Source organism: Pseudomonas hefeiensis (genome assembly GCF_030687835.1).
In the GTDB taxonomy this organism is placed as follows: Bacteria; Pseudomonadota; Gammaproteobacteria; order Pseudomonadales; family Pseudomonadaceae; genus Aquipseudomonas; species Aquipseudomonas hefeiensis.
Map to the genome: position 1 here is coordinate 1,007,144 of NZ_CP117449.1, position 15,633 is coordinate 1,022,776.

The 15,633-nt window shown below is 61.5% G+C and carries 13 protein-coding genes and 1 pseudogene; 9 read left to right on the forward strand and 5 right to left on the reverse strand.

What is annotated here, in order from left to right:
* Nucleotides 1–180: 180 nt before the first annotated feature.
* A complete protein-coding gene (locus PSH57_RS04285) occupies nucleotides 181–897 on the reverse strand; it encodes an SIMPL domain-containing protein (RefSeq protein ID WP_305388013.1) in 717 nt (238 codons plus the stop codon).
* Between the two features lie 366 nt (nucleotides 898–1,263).
* Between PSH57_RS04285 and PSH57_RS04290 the strand changes: the two genes are divergently transcribed.
* From PSH57_RS04290 to PSH57_RS04305, 4 genes are all read left to right on the forward strand, one after another.
* Entirely contained in the window at nucleotides 1,264–2,526 is a 1,263-nt protein-coding gene (locus tag PSH57_RS04290; RefSeq protein WP_305388015.1) for an ATP-binding protein, read from the forward strand.
* The gene (locus PSH57_RS04295; RefSeq protein WP_047229017.1) at nucleotides 2,519–3,079 is read left to right on the forward strand and encodes a response regulator transcription factor; all 561 of its coding nucleotides are present in this window, start codon (nucleotides 2,519–2,521) and stop codon (nucleotides 3,077–3,079) included. The genes PSH57_RS04290 and PSH57_RS04295 overlap by 8 nt, the downstream gene beginning before the upstream one ends.
* A 93-nt stretch (nucleotides 3,080–3,172) precedes the next feature.
* Complete coding sequence (locus tag PSH57_RS04300; protein ID WP_305416383.1) at nucleotides 3,173–4,900, forward strand: ABC transporter ATP-binding protein/permease; 1,728 nt, start codon at nucleotides 3,173–3,175, stop codon at nucleotides 4,898–4,900.
* 255 nt (nucleotides 4,901–5,155) lie between these two features.
* The gene (locus PSH57_RS04305) at nucleotides 5,156–5,902 is read left to right on the forward strand and encodes a FadR/GntR family transcriptional regulator (RefSeq protein ID WP_305444839.1); all 747 of its coding nucleotides are present in this window, start codon (nucleotides 5,156–5,158) and stop codon (nucleotides 5,900–5,902) included.
* A 224-nt stretch (nucleotides 5,903–6,126) separates the two neighbouring features.
* Here the strand turns inward: PSH57_RS04305 and PSH57_RS04310 are convergent, their stop codons facing one another.
* Nucleotides 6,127–6,525, reverse strand: a complete 399-nt coding sequence (locus PSH57_RS04310) for a hypothetical protein (protein WP_305388020.1) — start codon at nucleotides 6,523–6,525, stop codon at nucleotides 6,127–6,129.
* Between the two features lie 374 nt (nucleotides 6,526–6,899).
* Between PSH57_RS04310 and kdgD the strand changes: the two genes are divergently transcribed.
* The 5 genes and pseudogenes from kdgD (at nucleotide 6,900) to PSH57_RS04335 (ending at nucleotide 13,577) form a co-directional block, all read left to right on the forward strand.
* Nucleotides 6,900–7,811, forward strand: a complete 912-nt coding sequence (gene kdgD, locus PSH57_RS04315) for a 5-dehydro-4-deoxyglucarate dehydratase (protein WP_305388022.1) — start codon at nucleotides 6,900–6,902, stop codon at nucleotides 7,809–7,811.
* Nucleotides 7,812–7,878: 67 nt separating this feature from the next.
* Nucleotides 7,879–9,324, forward strand: a complete 1,446-nt coding sequence (locus tag PSH57_RS04320; RefSeq protein ID WP_305388024.1) for an aldehyde dehydrogenase family protein — start codon at nucleotides 7,879–7,881, stop codon at nucleotides 9,322–9,324.
* Between the two features lie 85 nt (nucleotides 9,325–9,409).
* Nucleotides 9,410–10,774, forward strand: coding sequence for an MFS transporter (locus tag PSH57_RS04325; protein ID WP_305388025.1), 1,365 nt, complete (start codon nucleotides 9,410–9,412; stop codon nucleotides 10,772–10,774).
* A 13-nt stretch (nucleotides 10,775–10,787) separates the two neighbouring features.
* Nucleotides 10,788–12,339: pseudogene (gene garD, locus PSH57_RS04330) on the forward strand (galactarate dehydratase).
* A gap of 296 nt (nucleotides 12,340–12,635) precedes the next feature.
* Nucleotides 12,636–13,577 carry an AEC family transporter gene (locus tag PSH57_RS04335; protein WP_305388028.1) on the forward strand — a complete coding sequence of 314 codons (942 nt, stop codon included), beginning with the start codon at nucleotides 12,636–12,638 and terminating at the stop codon, nucleotides 13,575–13,577.
* Between the two features lie 143 nt (nucleotides 13,578–13,720).
* Here PSH57_RS04335 and PSH57_RS04340 read toward each other — a convergent pair whose 3' ends face one another.
* From PSH57_RS04340 to PSH57_RS04350, 3 genes are read right to left on the reverse strand one after another with little or no spacing between them, the layout of a single operon-like run.
* Complete coding sequence (locus PSH57_RS04340; protein WP_305388029.1) at nucleotides 13,721–14,101, reverse strand: carboxymuconolactone decarboxylase family protein; 381 nt, start codon at nucleotides 14,099–14,101, stop codon at nucleotides 13,721–13,723.
* The gene (locus tag PSH57_RS04345) at nucleotides 14,098–15,159 is read right to left on the reverse strand and encodes a calcium/sodium antiporter (protein ID WP_305390287.1); all 1,062 of its coding nucleotides are present in this window, start codon (nucleotides 15,157–15,159) and stop codon (nucleotides 14,098–14,100) included. Before PSH57_RS04345 ends, PSH57_RS04340 begins: the two co-directional genes overlap by 4 nt.
* Nucleotides 15,160–15,208: 49 nt before the next feature.
* On the reverse strand, nucleotides 15,209–15,586 hold the full coding sequence (locus tag PSH57_RS04350; RefSeq protein ID WP_092394136.1) for a septal ring lytic transglycosylase RlpA family protein: 378 nt from the start codon (nucleotides 15,584–15,586) through the stop codon (nucleotides 15,209–15,211).
* Between the last annotated feature and the right edge of the window lie 47 nt (nucleotides 15,587–15,633).

The window sequence follows — 15,633 nt, forward strand, 5'->3', positions numbered from 1 at the left end:
GACACAACCTGTGGCGAGGGGATTTATCCCCGCTGGACTGCGCAGCGGCCCCAACCCTGACACCCTGGTGTGTCAGGTAGATTGAGTCGCTGCCTTTGAGGCTGCTGCGCAGCCCAACGGGGATAAATCCCCTCGCCACAAGGGTATTTCACTGGGCTGGATGTCTCTGTCAGCCCATCCTTACTGCATCAACACCTCAACCACCCCGTCCGCTGTCATGTTCACTTTACTCGTGCCTGCTTCGACTTCCGGGGTGACGGACTCGGCATCCATGGACGCGGCTTTCATCATCATCTGCGGGCGCATGTAGGGCTGTGGGTAGCCGTTGCTGTTGAGGTTCAGGTTGACGATTTTGTAACCCTTGCCGCCCAGGGCTTCGGTGGCCAGTTGGGCGCGGGCTTTGAAGGCGTTGACGGCGTCCTTGAGCAGGGCGTCTTCGCTGGTCTGGCGGGTGGCGGTGGAAATGGTGAAGTCCATGCCGCCCATTTTCAGGTCGGTGAGTAACTCGCCAGTGAGTTTGGACAGGGCCGCGAAGTCGGCGCTTTCCAGGCGCAGTTCGGCGCGTTCGCGCCAGCCGGTGATTTTCTGGCCTTTGTTGTCGTAGACCGGGTAGCTGTTGCGGCTGCCCTGGCGCAGGGTGATGTCCTTGACCTGCTTGGCTTGGCCGATGGCTTTGTTCAGCGTGGTGCTGACGGCCGCGGCGAGTTTGGCCGGGTCGGTGTTTTGCTCCTCCGTGTAGAGGGTGACGATCATCAGGTCGCGGGCGACTTCCTGGCTGGCTTCGGCGCGCAGGGAAATCTGGTTGTAGTGAAGCTCATCGGCGGCCAGGGCCGGCAGGCTGGCGACGGTGCCGAGGCTGAGGGCGAGCAGGGCGGCGTGACGACTGAACGTTTGCATGAAAGCTCCTTGGATGAGGCGCAGGGGTGAGATCCGGACCTGCGTGAACGGTAAGACTCTAGCTTTTATGGGCGGGTTCGCACAGTTACAACTTCTATACAGATTGCAGGTGAGAGGCTTTTTTGTGGCGAGGGGATTTATCCCCGCTGGACTGCGCAGCAGTCCCAGAATTGTCATGATCTAGCTCAGCGTGGTGCTCGACCTTATTTTGGGGGCCGCTTCGCGCCCCAGCGGGGATAAATCCCCTCGCCACAATGGTTGGTGTGTCATTTCGGGGCTGTGGCGCTTTGCCGCATAGCTGCCTGTGCACGCCGCGCCTTGGTTATACTCCGTGCGATCCGCCTGGAGCGCTCATCAGGAGAGCTCATGCTCGCCCCTTTGCAAATGACTTCCGCCTCTCGCCAGAACCTCTGGCGTCTGACGTTTATCCGAATTCTGGTCCTGGCCGCCCAGGCCGGGTCTGTGGGGCTTGCCTATTGGTTCGACCTGCTGCCGCTGCCCTGGCTGCAATTGGCGATCACCCTGGCCTGCTCTTCGATACTGTGCGCGCTGACCGCCATCCGTCTGCGCACCTCGTGGCCGGTGACTGAGCTGGAATACGCCGTGCAACTGGCCTGTGACCTGTTTATCCACAGTGCGTTGCTGTATTTCTCCGGCGGCTCCACCAACCCTTTCGTGTCCTATTACCTGGTGCCGCTGACCATCGCCGCGGTGACGTTGCCGTGGCGGTATTCGCTGATCCTGTCCGGCATCGCCCTGGCGCTGTACACCTTGTTGCTGGCGCGGTTCTATCCGCTGGAAACCTTCCCCATTGCCCGGGAAAACCTGCAGATATACGGCATGTGGCTGAGTTTCGCCCTGGCGGCGGCGGTCATTACGTTTTTTGCCGCGCGCATGGCCGAAGAGTTGCGCCGCCAGGAAGAGCTGCGGGCCATTCGCCGTGAAGAGGGTCTGCGGGACGAGCAATTGCTGGCCGTGGCGACCCAGGCCGCGGGTGCCGCTCATGAGTTGGGCACGCCATTGGCCACCATGAGCGTACTGCTCAAGGAGATGCGCCAGGATCACCACGACCCGGCGCTGCAGGAAGACCTCGGTGTATTGCAGGATCAGGTCCAGCTCTGCAAGGAAACCCTGCAGTACCTGGTGCGTGCCGCCGAGGCCAATCGCCGGCTGGCCATCGACATGCAGGACGTCACCGACTGGCTCGACGAGGCCCTGAATCGCTGGCACCTGATGCGCCCTGAGGCCAGCTATCGCTTCCAGCGTCTGGGTCAAGGACCGGTGCCGCGCATGGCGCCGCCGCCGGACCTGACCCAGGCGTTGCTCAACTTGTTGAACAACGCCGCCGACGCCTGCCCCGAAGGCCTGGAAGTGGCGCTGGACTGGAATGTCTACGAGCTGACCATCAGCATCCGCGACCATGGCGCCGGTGTGCCGCTGGCGATTGCCGAGCAAATCGGCAAGCCGTTCTACACCACCAAGGGCAAAGGTTTCGGCCTGGGCCTGTTTTTGAGCAAGGCCAGCGTGACACGCGCCGGCGGCTCGGTGAAACTCTACCCCCATGAGGAAGGCGGCACGCTCACCGAGCTGCGCCTGCCCCATGCCGACCGAGGAGACGAACATGAGTGACGAGATCCAAGTCGACGGCGAAGAACTGCCGCATCTGTTGCTGGTGGACGACGACGCCACCTTCACCCGCGTCATGGCCCGGGCCATGTCCCGTCGGGGCTTTCGCGTGAGCACCGCAGGTTCTGCGGAAGAGGGCTTGAGCATCGCCCAGGCCGACCTGCCGGACTATGCCGCGCTGGATTTGAAGATGGACGGCGACTCGGGCCTGGTGCTGTTGCCCAAGCTGCTGGAGCTGGACCCGGAAATGCGCGTGGTGATCCTCACCGGCTATTCGAGCATTGCCACCGCGGTGGAGGCGATCAAGCGCGGCGCCTGCAATTACCTGTGCAAACCGGCCGACGCCGATGACGTGCTGGCGGCGCTGTTGTCCGAGCACGCCGACCTGGACACCCTGGTGCCGGAAAACCCCATGTCGGTGGACCGCCTGCAGTGGGAGCACATCCAGCGGGTGCTGACCGAACACGAAGGCAACATCTCCGCCACTGCCCGCGCCCTGGGCATGCACCGGCGCACCTTGCAGCGCAAATTACAGAAGCGCCCCGTGCGTCGCTGAACCTGCGCTGAACAGATGTTGTCCACCCTCGCGGCAAATCGGGCCGTTGTTCTATGATCGGCCCGAGTTTTTTTTCTTTACAGAGCCTTAACCATGAATCAGAACGCTGAATATTCCGCGGTCAATGATGCGGTGCGCGGGCAGTTTTTCCGCCGTGTCTGGCAAATGACCACGCCGTACTGGCGCAGTGAGGAGAAGGGCAAGGCCTGGACGCTGTTAATCGCCGTCATCGTGCTGTCGTTGTTCAGCGTGGCGATTTCGGTGTGGATCAACAGTTGGTACAAGGATTTCTACAACGCCTTGCAGGAGAAGGACAGCGTCGCGTTCTGGCGGTTGATCCTGTATTTCTGCGGCATCGCCGCGGTGGCGATCCTGGGCGCGGTGTATCGCTTGTACCTCACGCAGATGCTCACCATCCGCTGGCGGGCCTGGCTCACGGAGAAACACTTCGCCCGCTGGCTCAATGACAAGAATTACTACCGGCTGGAGCAGGGCGGCTACACCGACAACCCGGACCAGCGGATTTCCGAAGACCTCAACAGTTTTACCAGCAACACCTTGGGCTTGGGCCTGGGGCTGCTGCGCACCGTGGTCAGCCTGGTGTCGTTCTCGATCATCTTGTGGGGCGTGTCGGGCAGCATCCAGGTGTTGGGCTACACCATCCCCGGCTACATGTTCTGGTGTGCGCTGGTGTATGCGGCGGTGGGCAGTTGGCTGACGCACTTGATTGGCCGTCGCTTGATCGGCCTGAACAACAACCAGCAACGCTTTGAAGCCGACCTGCGTTTTTCCATGGTGCGGGTGCGCGAGAATGCCGAGAGCATTGCCTTGTACAACGGCGAACCCAACGAGAACCGGCGTCTGAGTGGCCGCTTTGGCCTGGTCTGGCACAACTTCTGGGACATCATGCGGGTGTCCAAGCGCCTGACTTTCTTCACCTCCGGCTACGGCCAGATCGCGATCATCTTCCCGTTCATCGTCGCCGCGCCGCGCTACTTCGCTGGCAAGATCCAGCTGGGCGAGCTCATGCAGATCAATTCAGCGTTCGGCAATGTGCAGGAGAATTTCAGCTGGTTCATCAGCGCGTACACCGACCTCGCCGCGTGGCGCGCCACGTGTGACCGTCTGTTGAGCTTCCGCCAAGCTATGAGCGACAACGAAGACCGCGTGCCGGCCATCGACGTGCAGAACCAGGGCCATGCATTGAAAGTGCAAAACCTGGGGTTGGACCTGGCCGATGGCCGCCATCTGCTCAGCCATACCGACATGACCGTCGAGCCGGGCGAGCGGGTGATGCTCAGTGGACGTTCGGGCAGCGGTAAATCCACCCTGTTCCGGGCAATGGGGCATTTGTGGCCGGATGGCCACGGCGCGATCCGGTTGCCGGCGGCGCGTTATCTGTTCCTGCCGCAAAAACCTTATCTGCCTATTGGCACCTTGCGCGAGGCGCTGAGTTATCCACAGCCGGGCGACACGTACCCGCCAGAGCGATATGCGCAAGTGCTGGAAACCTGTCGCCTGCCGCATCTGGTGTCGCGACTGGACGAAGCCAACCACTGGCAGCGCATGCTTTCGCCCGGCGAGCAGCAACGCCTGGCGTTCGCCCGCGCATTGCTCTACGCACCACAATGGTTGTATATGGACGAAGCCACATCGGCGATGGACGAAGAAGATGAAGCGACGCTGTACCAGGCGCTGATTGACCAGTTGCCGGGGCTGAGCATTGTCAGCGTTGGCCATCGCAGCAGTTTGAAACGGTTCCATCCGCGACATGTGCGTATCGAAAATGGCCACTTGGTGGAGCAAGCTGTAGTCGCCTGATTGTCACTGCCGAACACCGTTGTGGCGAGGGGATTTATCCCCGTTGGGTGCGAAGCGCCCTTCAAAATCAAAGGTCAACGATATTGATTTGCTGGTAGATCAAGAGGGCTGCTCCGCAGCCCAGCGGGGATAAATCCCCTCGCCACAACGGTGCATGGCGGCAAACTTTGCCAAGACCGTCAGGGAGCACGGTGATCGTACAACCACGTTGCGCTATCATGATGCGCATTCAGCCGCTTGCCGAGACACAGACACATGGAAAGACCGATCGACGTACCACGCCTTCCCCGCAAGCGCCGCAGCCTGGCGCAGGAGCTGGTGACGGTGCTGTCCGAGCAGATTCGCGACGGCCTGCTCAAGCGTGGCGATAAATTGCCCACCGAGTCGGCGATCATGGAAGCCCATGGTGTCAGCCGCACCGTTGTGCGCGAGGCGATTTCCCGTTTGCAGGCCGCCGGCCAGGTGGAAACCCGCCACGGCATCGGCACCTTCGTGCTGGACACGCCCAGCCCGAGCGGCTTTCGCATCGACCCGGCGACGGTGGTCACGTTGCGTGACGTGCTGGCGATCCTGGAGTTGCGCATCAGTCTGGAAGTGGAATCGGCAGGCCTTGCAGCCCAGCGCCGCAGCGACGAGCAACTGGCTGCGATGCGCGCAGCCCTGGATGCGCTGAACGAAAGCGCGTCCCACGCCAGCGACGCGGTGGCCTCGGATTTCGCTTTCCACCTGGAAATCGCCCTGTCCACTGGCAACCGCTACTTCACCGACATCATGACCCACCTGGGCACCAGCATCATCCCGCGCACCCGGCTGAACTCGGCGCGCCTGGCTCACGAAGACCACCAGCACTACATGGATCGCCTGAGCCGCGAGCACGAGGAAATCTACGAAGCCATCGCCCGTCAGGACTCCGACGCGGCCCGCGCCGCCATGCGCTTGCACCTGACCAACAGCCGCGAGCGGCTGCGCCAGGCTCATGAGGAAGCGCAGGCGCAGGGCTAGCTTCTGTCAGTTGCGATGAGGTGAGTCACTGATCCTGTGGCGAGGGGATTTATCCCCGCTGGGCTGCGCAGCAGCCCTCAGGGGCGGCGACTCAATCCGATCAGACATCCAGGTGTGCCAATTTTGGGGCTGCTTCGCAACCCAGCGGGGATAAATCCCCTCGCCACAGGGGAGTGGTGTCGGGCTTTATATCTGTGCCTGTCTGCCAGATATGGCGTGCAGGCCTACGCCTTGATCCGCAACATTTGCGGCTCGGATGTATCGGGATCCCATCCGCTCGCGTAAGTAAACGTGTAACGAAGCTCAACCCCTTCTTCGCCGCTGAACGCTTTCAACTCGTCGCTGCGCAATGTCAGTGTCACCCCCTTGCGTAACTCGGGCTCCTCGAAGTTGTCCGGATGAGTCTCGGGCGTCTTCTTAACAAGCATGGACTCATAAGGACCTACTGATTTAGGCGGCTTCGAGGGGGCGGTGACGGTCAGTTGGACTGACGAGTCCGGCGAGCTGGGGGCTCCCGGGATCTGGACGGTTAACGTCTCTGTCTTCGACAAGTTGATCGTGACTTCCCCCGTGGCTGGATCGACTGGAAAATCTTTGACCGTTGGTTTCTCAAGCGTCGACATGCTGTCACTCCTTGTGAGACGACCGTGATCGTCGCGTACGGGCGACTCACCTTAGGTATGCGGAAAAGGACCACGGCCGGGCGTGTGCACGGCCCCATCCGCGTTATGCGCCCTTCCTGTAACCCTGCCTACTGACAGAGTTGACAGTCGCGATGAGCGGTCCGCTGCCCTCGGATGGCAACATTCCTCAGTCTGCCAGCAAACCTCAAAGGCCCGATCTAAAAGGCTTCTCGCCAAACTCCGCGCGCCTGCCCCCCGACAAAAGACGAAATGCAGTTGACGTTCGTATTTTAAGTTGTACGATGACTTACAACTTCTCTTGAAGCTGAACCGTTTCCTACAACACAAACATTTGCGTCCAGGGTGTTCGAATAATGAATCCACAAGAACTGAAGTCCATCCTCTCGTCTGGCCTGCTGTCTTTCCCGGTCACCGATTTCACGGCTCAAGGCGATTTCAATCGCGACAGCTACATCAAGCGCCTCGAGTGGCTGGCCCCGTATGGCGCCTCGGCACTTTTCGCGGCCGGTGGCACCGGTGAGTTTTTCTCCCTGGCCGCCAGCGAGTATTCGCAAGTCATCAAAACGGCCGTTGATACCTGCGCCACCAGCGTGCCAATCCTCGCCGGTGTCGGCGGTGCGACCCGCCAGGCCATCGAATACGCTCAGGAAGCCGAGCGTCTGGGCGCCAAGGGCCTGTTGCTGCTGCCGCACTACCTGACCGAAGCCAGCCAGGACGGCGTCGCCGCCCACGTTGAAGCCGTGTGCAAATCGGTGAAGATCGGCGTGGTGGTGTACAACCGCAACGTCTGCCGCCTGAACGCCACGCACCTGGAGCAACTGGCTGAACGCTGCCCGAACCTGATCGGCTATAAGGATGGCCTGGGCGATATCGAACTGATGGTGTCGATCCGCCGTCGTCTCGGCGATCGTTTCAGCTACCTGGGCGGCCTGCCGACCGCCGAAGTCTATGCCGCGGCCTACAAGGCCCTGGGCGTGCCGGTCTACTCCTCGGCGGTGTTCAACTTCATTCCGAAAACCGCGATGGATTTCTACCACGCCATTTCCCGTGAAGATCACGAGACCGTCGGCAAGATCATCGATGACTTCTTCCTGCCTTACCTGGACATCCGTAACCGCAAGGCCGGTTATGCAGTGAGCATCGTCAAGGCAGGCGCGAAGATCGTCGGCTACGACGCAGGTCCTGTGCGTACACCGTTGACCGACCTGCTGCCGGAAGAATACGAAGCCCTGGCCGCGCTGATCGACAAGCAAGGCAAGCAGTAACAGATCCGACAAGGCCGCTGAGCAATCAGCGGCTTTTTGCGTAAGGCCTTTTGTAAGGAGAAGCTCTGTGGCAGATGCAAAGCGTTTCGATAACTACATCAACGGTCAGTGGGTGGCCGGTGCCGACTATTGCACCAACATCAACCCGTCTGATTTGTCCGATGTCATTGGTGAATACGCCAAGGCTGATGCAGCTCAAGTCAATGCCGCCATCGAAGCCGCCCGCGCCGCGTTCCCGGCCTGGTCGACCTCGGGTATCCAGGCCCGTCACGATGCGCTGGACAAAGTCGGCAGCGAAATCCTCGCCCGCCGCGAAGAACTCGGCCAACTGCTAGCCCGGGAAGAGGGCAAGACCCTGCCCGAAGCCATTGGCGAAGTGACCCGCGCCGGCAACATTTTCAAATTTTTCGCTGGTGAGTGCCTGCGCCTGTCGGGCGATTACCTGCCGTCGGTGCGTCCGGGCGTCAACGTCGAAGTCACCCGTGAAGCGTTGGGTGTGGTTGGCCTGATCACGCCGTGGAACTTCCCGATCGCAATCCCCGCCTGGAAGATCGCTCCGGCGCTGGCCTACGGCAACTGCGTGGTGATCAAGCCCGCCGAACTGGTGCCAGGTTGTGCCTGGGCCCTGGCGGACATCATTTCCCGCGCCGGTTTCCCGGCCGGTGTGTTCAACCTGGTGATGGGCAGCGGCCGTGTGGTCGGTGAAGTCCTGGTCAACAGCCCGAAAGTCGACGGTATCAGCTTCACCGGTTCCGTGGGCGTGGGTCGGCAGATCGCGGTCAATTGCGTGGCGCGCCAGGCCAAGGTGCAACTGGAGATGGGCGGCAAGAACCCGCAGATCATCCTCGACGACGCTGACCTCAAGCAGGCCGTCGAACTGGCGGTGCAGAGCGCGTTCTACTCCACCGGCCAGCGTTGCACGGCCTCGAGCCGCCTGATCGTGACCGCCGGCATCCACGACAAGTTTGTCGCCGCCATGGCCGAGCGTATGCAATCGATCAAGGTTGGTCATGCCTTGAAGGCCGGCACCGATATCGGGCCGGTGGTTTCCGAAGCCCAGCTCAACCAGGACTTGAAGTACATCGACATCGGCCAGAGCGAAGGTGCGCGGCTGGTCAGCGGTGGCGGCCTGGTGACGTGCGACACCGAAGGTTATTTCCTGGCGCCGACGCTGTTTGCCGACAGCGAAGCCTCGATGCGTATCAGCCGCGAAGAAATCTTTGGCCCGGTGGCCAACGTCGTGCGCGTGGCCGATTATGAAGCGGCGCTGGCGATGGCCAACGACACCGAATTCGGTCTGTCCGCCGGTATCGCCACCACCTCGCTCAAATATGCCAACCACTTCAAGCGTCATTCCCAGGCGGGCATGGTGATGGTCAATCTGCCAACCGCCGGCGTGGATTACCATGTACCGTTTGGCGGCCGCAAAGGTTCGTCGTACGGCTCGCGCGAGCAAGGTCGCTATGCGCAAGAGTTCTACACCGTGGTGAAAACTTCTTACATCGGATCGTAATTGCGACACCGGCCGGAGCGGGGCAATCCGCCCGGCCGTACAACCAGATTTCCCGTATAAAAATAAATAGTGGAAGTAGATTTACATGCAAGAAACCAAGCCGACTCGCGTCCGCTATTTGATCCTGCTCATGCTGTTCCTGGTGACGACGATCAATTACGCCGACCGCGCAACCATCGCTATCGCCGGCTCCAGCCTGCAGAAAGACCTAGGCATCGATGCCGTTACCCTCGGTTATATCTTCTCCGCCTTCGGCTGGGCCTATGTGGCCGGGCAGATCCCGGGCGGCTGGTTGCTTGACCGGTTCGGGTCGAAAAAAATCTATGCCTTGAGCATTTTTACCTGGTCGCTGTTCACCGTGCTGCAAGGTTATGTCGGTGAATTCGGCGTCTCCACCGCCGTGGTGGCGCTGTTCATGCTGCGTTTTCTGGTCGGGCTGGCCGAGGCGCCGTCCTTCCCGGGCAACGCCCGAATTGTCGCGGCCTGGTTCCCCACCGCTGAGCGCGGCACCGCTTCGGCGATTTTCAACTCGGCCCAGTATTTCGCCACGGTGTTGTTTGCGCCGCTGATGGGCTGGATTGTCTACCGTTTCGGCTGGCAGCACGTGTTCATCGTGATGGGCGTGGTCGGTATCGTGTTCTCGCTGGTCTGGCTGAAGGTTATCCACAGCCCGCGTCAGCACCCGATGATCAACGAGGCCGAGTTCAATCACATCGCCGCCAACGGCGCGATGGTCGACATGGACCAGGACAAGGGCAAAGGTAAAAAGACCGACGGTCCGAAGTGGGATTACATCCGCCAACTGCTGACCAACCGCATGATGCTCGGCGTCTACCTGGGCCAATACTGCATCAACGGCATCACCTATTTCTTCCTGACCTGGTTCCCGGTGTACCTGGTGCAGGAGCGCGGCATGACCATCCTCAAGGCTGGTTTCATCGCCTCCTTGCCGGCGATCTGCGGTTTTATCGGCGGCGTGCTCGGTGGGGTGATTTCCGATTACCTGCTGCGCAAGGGCCACTCGCTGACCTTCGCCCGCAAGGCGCCGATCATCGCCGGCCTGCTGGTGTCCAGCAGCATCGTGGCGTGCAACTACGTGGACATCGAATGGATGGTGGTGGGCTTCATGGCCCTGGCCTTCTTCGGTAAAGGCGTAGGCGCGCTGGGTTGGGCCGTGGTGTCCGACACTTCGCCAAAACAGATCGCCGGTCTGAGCGGCGGCCTGTTCAACACCTTCGGCAACCTGGCGTCGATCACCACGCCGATCGTCATCGGCTACATCATCAGCTCCACCGGTTCGTTCAAATGGGCGCTGGTGTTCGTGGGCTGCAACGCGCTGATGGCGGTGTTCAGCTACCTGGTGATCGTCGGGCCGATCAAGCGTGTCGTGCTCAAAGAACCCTCGGCCAGGGATGACCAACTTTCCAGCCTGTCTGAAGCGAAATCCTGAAGGAGCGATGTCGATGCAACTGATTGAACATGCCGATTCGCCCCGTTACATCCGCCTGAATGAGCGGGACAACGTGGTCATTGTGGTGAACGACCAAGGCGTGCCAGCCGGGACTGAGTTCCCGGATGGCCTGGTCACCGTGGACTTTGTACCGCAGAGCCATAAGGTCACCCTGGAAGATATTCCCGAGGGCGGCGAGGTGATTCGCTACGGCCAGGTCATTGGCTACGCGCTGCAACCGATCCCCCGTGGCAGTTGGGTCAAGGAAGACCAGCTGCGCATGCCCACCGCGCCGCCGCTGGACAGCCTGCCGCTGTCCACCGACGTGCCGGCGGCCGATGCGCCGTTGGAAGGCTACACCTTCGAGGGCTATCGCAACGCCGACGGTACCGTGGGCACGCGCAACATCCTGGGCATCACCACCACGGTGCAGTGCGTGACCGGGGGTGCTGGACCATGCGGTCAAGCGCATCAAGGACGAATTGCTGCCCAAGTACCCGAACGTCGATGACGTGGTGGCGCTGACCCACAGCTACGGCTGCGTGGCGATCACCGCCACCGACGCGTACATCCCGATCCGCACCGTGCGTAACCTGGCGCGCAACCCGAACCTGGGCGGCGAAGCGCTGGTGATCAGCCTGGGCTGCGAGAAGTTGCAGGCCGGGCAGGTGATGCATGAGAACGACAGCTCGGTGGACCTCAGCGAGCCGTGGTTGTATCGCTTGCAGGATTCCAGTCACGGTTTCACCGAAATGATCGAGCAGATCATGGCGCTAGCGGAAACCCGGCTGAAGAAACTCGACCAGCGCCGCCGCGAAACCGTGCCGGCCTCGGAGCTGATCCTGGGCATGCAGTGCGGCGGCAGCGATGCATTTTCCGGTATCACCGCCAACCCGGCCTTGGGCTATGCCTCGGACCTGTTGCTGCGGGCCGGGGCGACGGTGATGTTTTCCGAAGTCACCGAAGTGCGCGATGCGATCTACCTGCTGACCTCCCGGGCACAGACCCGGGAAGTCGCTCAGGAACTGGTACGCGAGATGGACTGGTACGACCGTTACCTGGCCAAGGGCGAGGCCGATCGCAGTGCCAACACCACGCCGGGCAACAAGAAGGGCGGGCTGTCGAACATCGTCGAAAAATCCCTGGGCTCGATCGTCAAGTCCGGCAGCAGCGCAATCAATGGCGTGCTTGGCCCGGGCGAGCGCTTCAAGCAAAAGGGCTTGATCTTCTGCGCGACACCGGCCAGTGATTTTGTCTGCGGTACGTTGCAATTGGCGGCGGGGATGAACCTGCACGTGTTCACCACTGGCCGTGGTACACCTTACGGTTTGGCCATGGCGCCGGTGGTGAAGGTCTCGACCCGCACCGAACTGGCCCAGCGCTGGCCGGACCTGATCGACATCGACGCCGGACGCATCGCCACCGGACGTGCTTCCATCGAGGAGCTGGGCTGGGAGCTGTTCCATTACTACCTGGACGTGGCCAGCGGCAAGAAACAAACCTGGGCCGAGCGGCACAAGCTGTACAACGACATCACCTTGTTCAACCCTGCGCCGATTACTTGATGATTTCGTGATCGCTGGAGATCCAGTGTGTGGGCTTGCTCGCGAATGCGATGGTTCAGCTAGCATTGAGGTTGGATGTGCCGCCGTCTTCGCGAGCAAGCCCGCTCCCACAGGGGGGGGCGGTGAGTGTGAACTCTGCATCCATCCACAGGGGATTTGCGGTGAGTGCGGATTCTGCATTCACCCACGAGCAAAATGTGGGAGCGAGCCCTGCTCGCGATAGCGGTCTACCAGACGCCAGTGTCGTTAGTGGCTATCATTAGCCACCTAACGACACCCTTCTCAAGGTCCCCGGCATGCTGGCAATTTTCCTCGAAACCCTGAACATCACCGCGCCGGTGTTTGCCATGTTGTTTCTGGGGACGCTGCTCAAGCGCATCTACTGGATCAACGACAATTTCATCCACATGGCCTCGTCCCTGGTGTTCAACGTCACCATGCCGGCGTTGTTGTTTCTCGGCATCCTGCATGCCGATCTCCACGCGGCATTGCAGCCGGACCTGCTGATCTATTTTTCCATTGCCACCCTGGTGTGCTTTGCCGTGGCCTGGGGCTGGGCGATCTGGCGTTGTCCGCATGAGGACCGTGGCATCTATACCCAGGGCGCCTTTCGCGGCAACAACGGCGTGATCGGTCTGGCACTGGCGGCGAGTATGTACGGCGACTACGGGATTTCTCTGGGGTCGATTCTCGCGGCGCTGGTGATTCTGTTCTACAACACGTTGTCGACCATCGTGCTGGCGGTCTACAGCCCGGTGATCAAGTCCGACCCCTGGAGCATCTGCAAAAGCGTGGTCAGCAACCCGCTGATCATCAGTGTGGTTGTGGCCGCGCCGTTGGCCTATTGGCAGATAGGCCTGCCAAACTGGTTCGAAACCTCGGCCAAATACCTTGCCCAGATGACCTTGCCGCTGGCGTTGATCTGCATCGGCGGCACGCTGTCGCTGGCGGCGCTGCGCAAAAGCGGCAAGATGGCCCTGAGTTCGAGCCTGGTGAAGATGGTCGGCCTGCCACTGCTGGCCACCCTCGGCGCCTGGCTCTGGGGCTTTCGTGGGGCGGAGCTAGGGATTCTGTTCCTGTACTTTGGCAGTCCCACCGCCGCCGCCAGTTATGTCATGGCCCGCGCGGCCGATGGCAACCATGAACTGGCGGCGGCGATCATCGTCATCACCACGCTGATGGCGGCGATTACCACCAACCTGGGGATTTTTGTGTTGCAGTGGGGCGGGTGGATCTAGCTTCAGATTTGCAGTGCTCTTTCGATCCATTCGCGAGCAAGCCCGCTCCCACATTCGACCGCGTTTCCATGGAAGAACGCAGTCAATGTGGGAGCGGGCTTGCTCGCGAAGAGGCCTGACCTACCACTGCAAGACTCAGGCTTTTACTCAGGCTTCTGGTAGCTATCGATCACTTCCTGCGCCGCCCTGAATGCATCAATCGCCGCTGGCACGCCCGCATACACCGCGCAATGCAGCAACGCCTCGCGAATCTCCTCAACCGTACAGCCGTTGTTCAATGCCCCGCGCACGTGGCCTTTCAACTCTTGCGGGCATTTGAGGGCGGTGAGGGCGGCGAGGGTGATCAGGCTGCGGGTTTTGAGCGGCAAGCCTTCGCGGCTCCAGACGCTGCCCCAGGCGTGCTCGTTGACGAAGTCCTGCAACGGCTGGGTGAATTCGCTGGCGTTGCCCAGGGCGCGGTCGACGAACGCGTCGCCCATCACTTGGCGGCGCATGTCCAGGCCGGTCTTTGGAGTGTCGGTCATGGCAAATCCCTCTTGTGGTGTTGACGGCGCCAGGCGCGCAAGGAGCTGAACAACAAAAACGCGAGCAGGGCCGGCAGCACATAGAACAGCATCAGGCGTTCCAGTTGGCCGGCCAGGGGCATACCGGTAGTGAACGACACCACATGCAGCCCATAGGCCAGGTACAAGCTCAAGAACAACAGACCTTCGGCGCGGGTGACGCGGTAGCCGGAATAGAACACTGGCAGGCACAGCACCGCCACGCCGAGCATCACCGGCAGGTCGAAATCCAAAGCATTGGGGGAAACCGAGAGGGGCGATGGGGCGGCGAGGGCGGTCACCCCCAGCACGCCCAGCAGGTTGAACAGGTTGCTGCCGATCACGTTGCCCACGGCAATGTCTCGCTGGCCCCGCAGGGCGGCGATCAGCGAGGTGGCGAGTTCCGGCAGCGAGGTGCCGACGGCGACGATGGTCAGGCCGATGATGCGTTCCGACAGCCCCAGGTCCGTCGCCACCTCCACTGCCGCACCCAACAGCAGGTGCCCGGCGAAAACCAGCATTGCCAGCCCCAGGATCATCATCGACAGACTCTTGAACCAGGACACCTGCGCCACGTCGACCCCCACGGGGTGCGGTCGTGCCGAATGCCGCGACTGGCGCAGCAACAGGCCCAGGTACACCACCAGGGCCATCAACAGCAGCGCGCCGTCCAGTGGCGTCAGTTCCTCGTTCCAGGCCAGTACGAACACCAGCAGGCTGGCGCCGATCATCAGCGGGATGTCCAGGCGCACCAGTTGACGCGAGACGCGCAGCGGAATGATCAGGGCCGACAACCCGAGGGTGACGAGGATATTGAAGATGCTGCTGCCGATCACGCTGCCCACGGCGATGTCGGCGTTCTGCGCCAGGGTCGCTTGCAGGCTGACGGCCATTTGCGGGGCGCTGCTGCCAAAGGCGACCACGGTCAGGCCGATGATCAGCGGCCGCACCTGCAAGCGCGCCGCCAGGCCCACGGCGGCGCGCACCAGCAGTTCGGCACCGGCGATCAGCAACAGCAGACCACCGAACAGTTCGATCAGGCTCAGCAGCGGGATGGCATTGAGTAGGGAAATGACCGGGCTCCGTCTATCAATCGTCGAGGGCTTGCACGCGCACCCGTGCGGTGCCACTGCGTAACATGCCCAGTTGCTCGGCGGCCGCGCGGGACACGTCGATCAGGCGGCCACGGGTGTAGGGGCCGCGGTCGTTGATGCGGACCACGACACTGTCGTTGTTTTTCAGATTGGTGACTTTCACCCGTGTGCCAAACGGCAACTGGCGATGGGCGGCGGTCAGGCCATGCTGGTTGAAGCGCTCGCCGCTGGCGGTGCGCTTGCCATGGTGCCTGGCACCGTAATAAGAGGCGACGCCGGTCTGGTCATAGCCGTGTGGATCGACCGTCCCGCTCTGGCTGGCACAACCGGCCAGCAGGGACAGCAGGGCGCAGGCGCCGAGGAGACGCTTCATGTGGGGTTTCCAACTACAGATAGGGGAGCTGGCCAGTGGGGGCAAGG

Bases quoted from the DNA above. Each gene is read 5' to 3' on its own strand.
- PSH57_RS04285 (WP_305388013.1), bottom strand. From the start codon at position 897: ATGCAAACGTTCAGTCGTCACGCCGCCCTGCTCGCCCTCAGCCTCGGC.
- PSH57_RS04290 (WP_305388015.1), top strand. From the start codon at position 1,264: ATGCTCGCCCCTTTGCAAATGACTTCCGCCTCTCGCCAGAACCTCTGG.
- PSH57_RS04295 (WP_047229017.1), top strand. From the start codon at position 2,519: ATGAGTGACGAGATCCAAGTCGACGGCGAAGAACTGCCGCATCTGTTG.
- PSH57_RS04300 (WP_305416383.1), top strand. From the start codon at position 3,173: ATGAATCAGAACGCTGAATATTCCGCGGTCAATGATGCGGTGCGCGGG.
- PSH57_RS04305 (WP_305444839.1), top strand. From the start codon at position 5,156: ATGGAAAGACCGATCGACGTACCACGCCTTCCCCGCAAGCGCCGCAGC.
- PSH57_RS04310 (WP_305388020.1), bottom strand. From the start codon at position 6,525: ATGTCGACGCTTGAGAAACCAACGGTCAAAGATTTTCCAGTCGATCCA.
- kdgD (WP_305388022.1), top strand. From the start codon at position 6,900: ATGAATCCACAAGAACTGAAGTCCATCCTCTCGTCTGGCCTGCTGTCT.
- PSH57_RS04325 (WP_305388025.1), top strand. From the start codon at position 9,410: ATGCAAGAAACCAAGCCGACTCGCGTCCGCTATTTGATCCTGCTCATG.
- PSH57_RS04335 (WP_305388028.1), top strand. From the start codon at position 12,636: ATGCTGGCAATTTTCCTCGAAACCCTGAACATCACCGCGCCGGTGTTT.
- PSH57_RS04340 (WP_305388029.1), bottom strand. From the start codon at position 14,101: ATGACCGACACTCCAAAGACCGGCCTGGACATGCGCCGCCAAGTGATG.
- PSH57_RS04350 (WP_092394136.1), bottom strand. From the start codon at position 15,586: ATGAAGCGTCTCCTCGGCGCCTGCGCCCTGCTGTCCCTGCTGGCCGGT.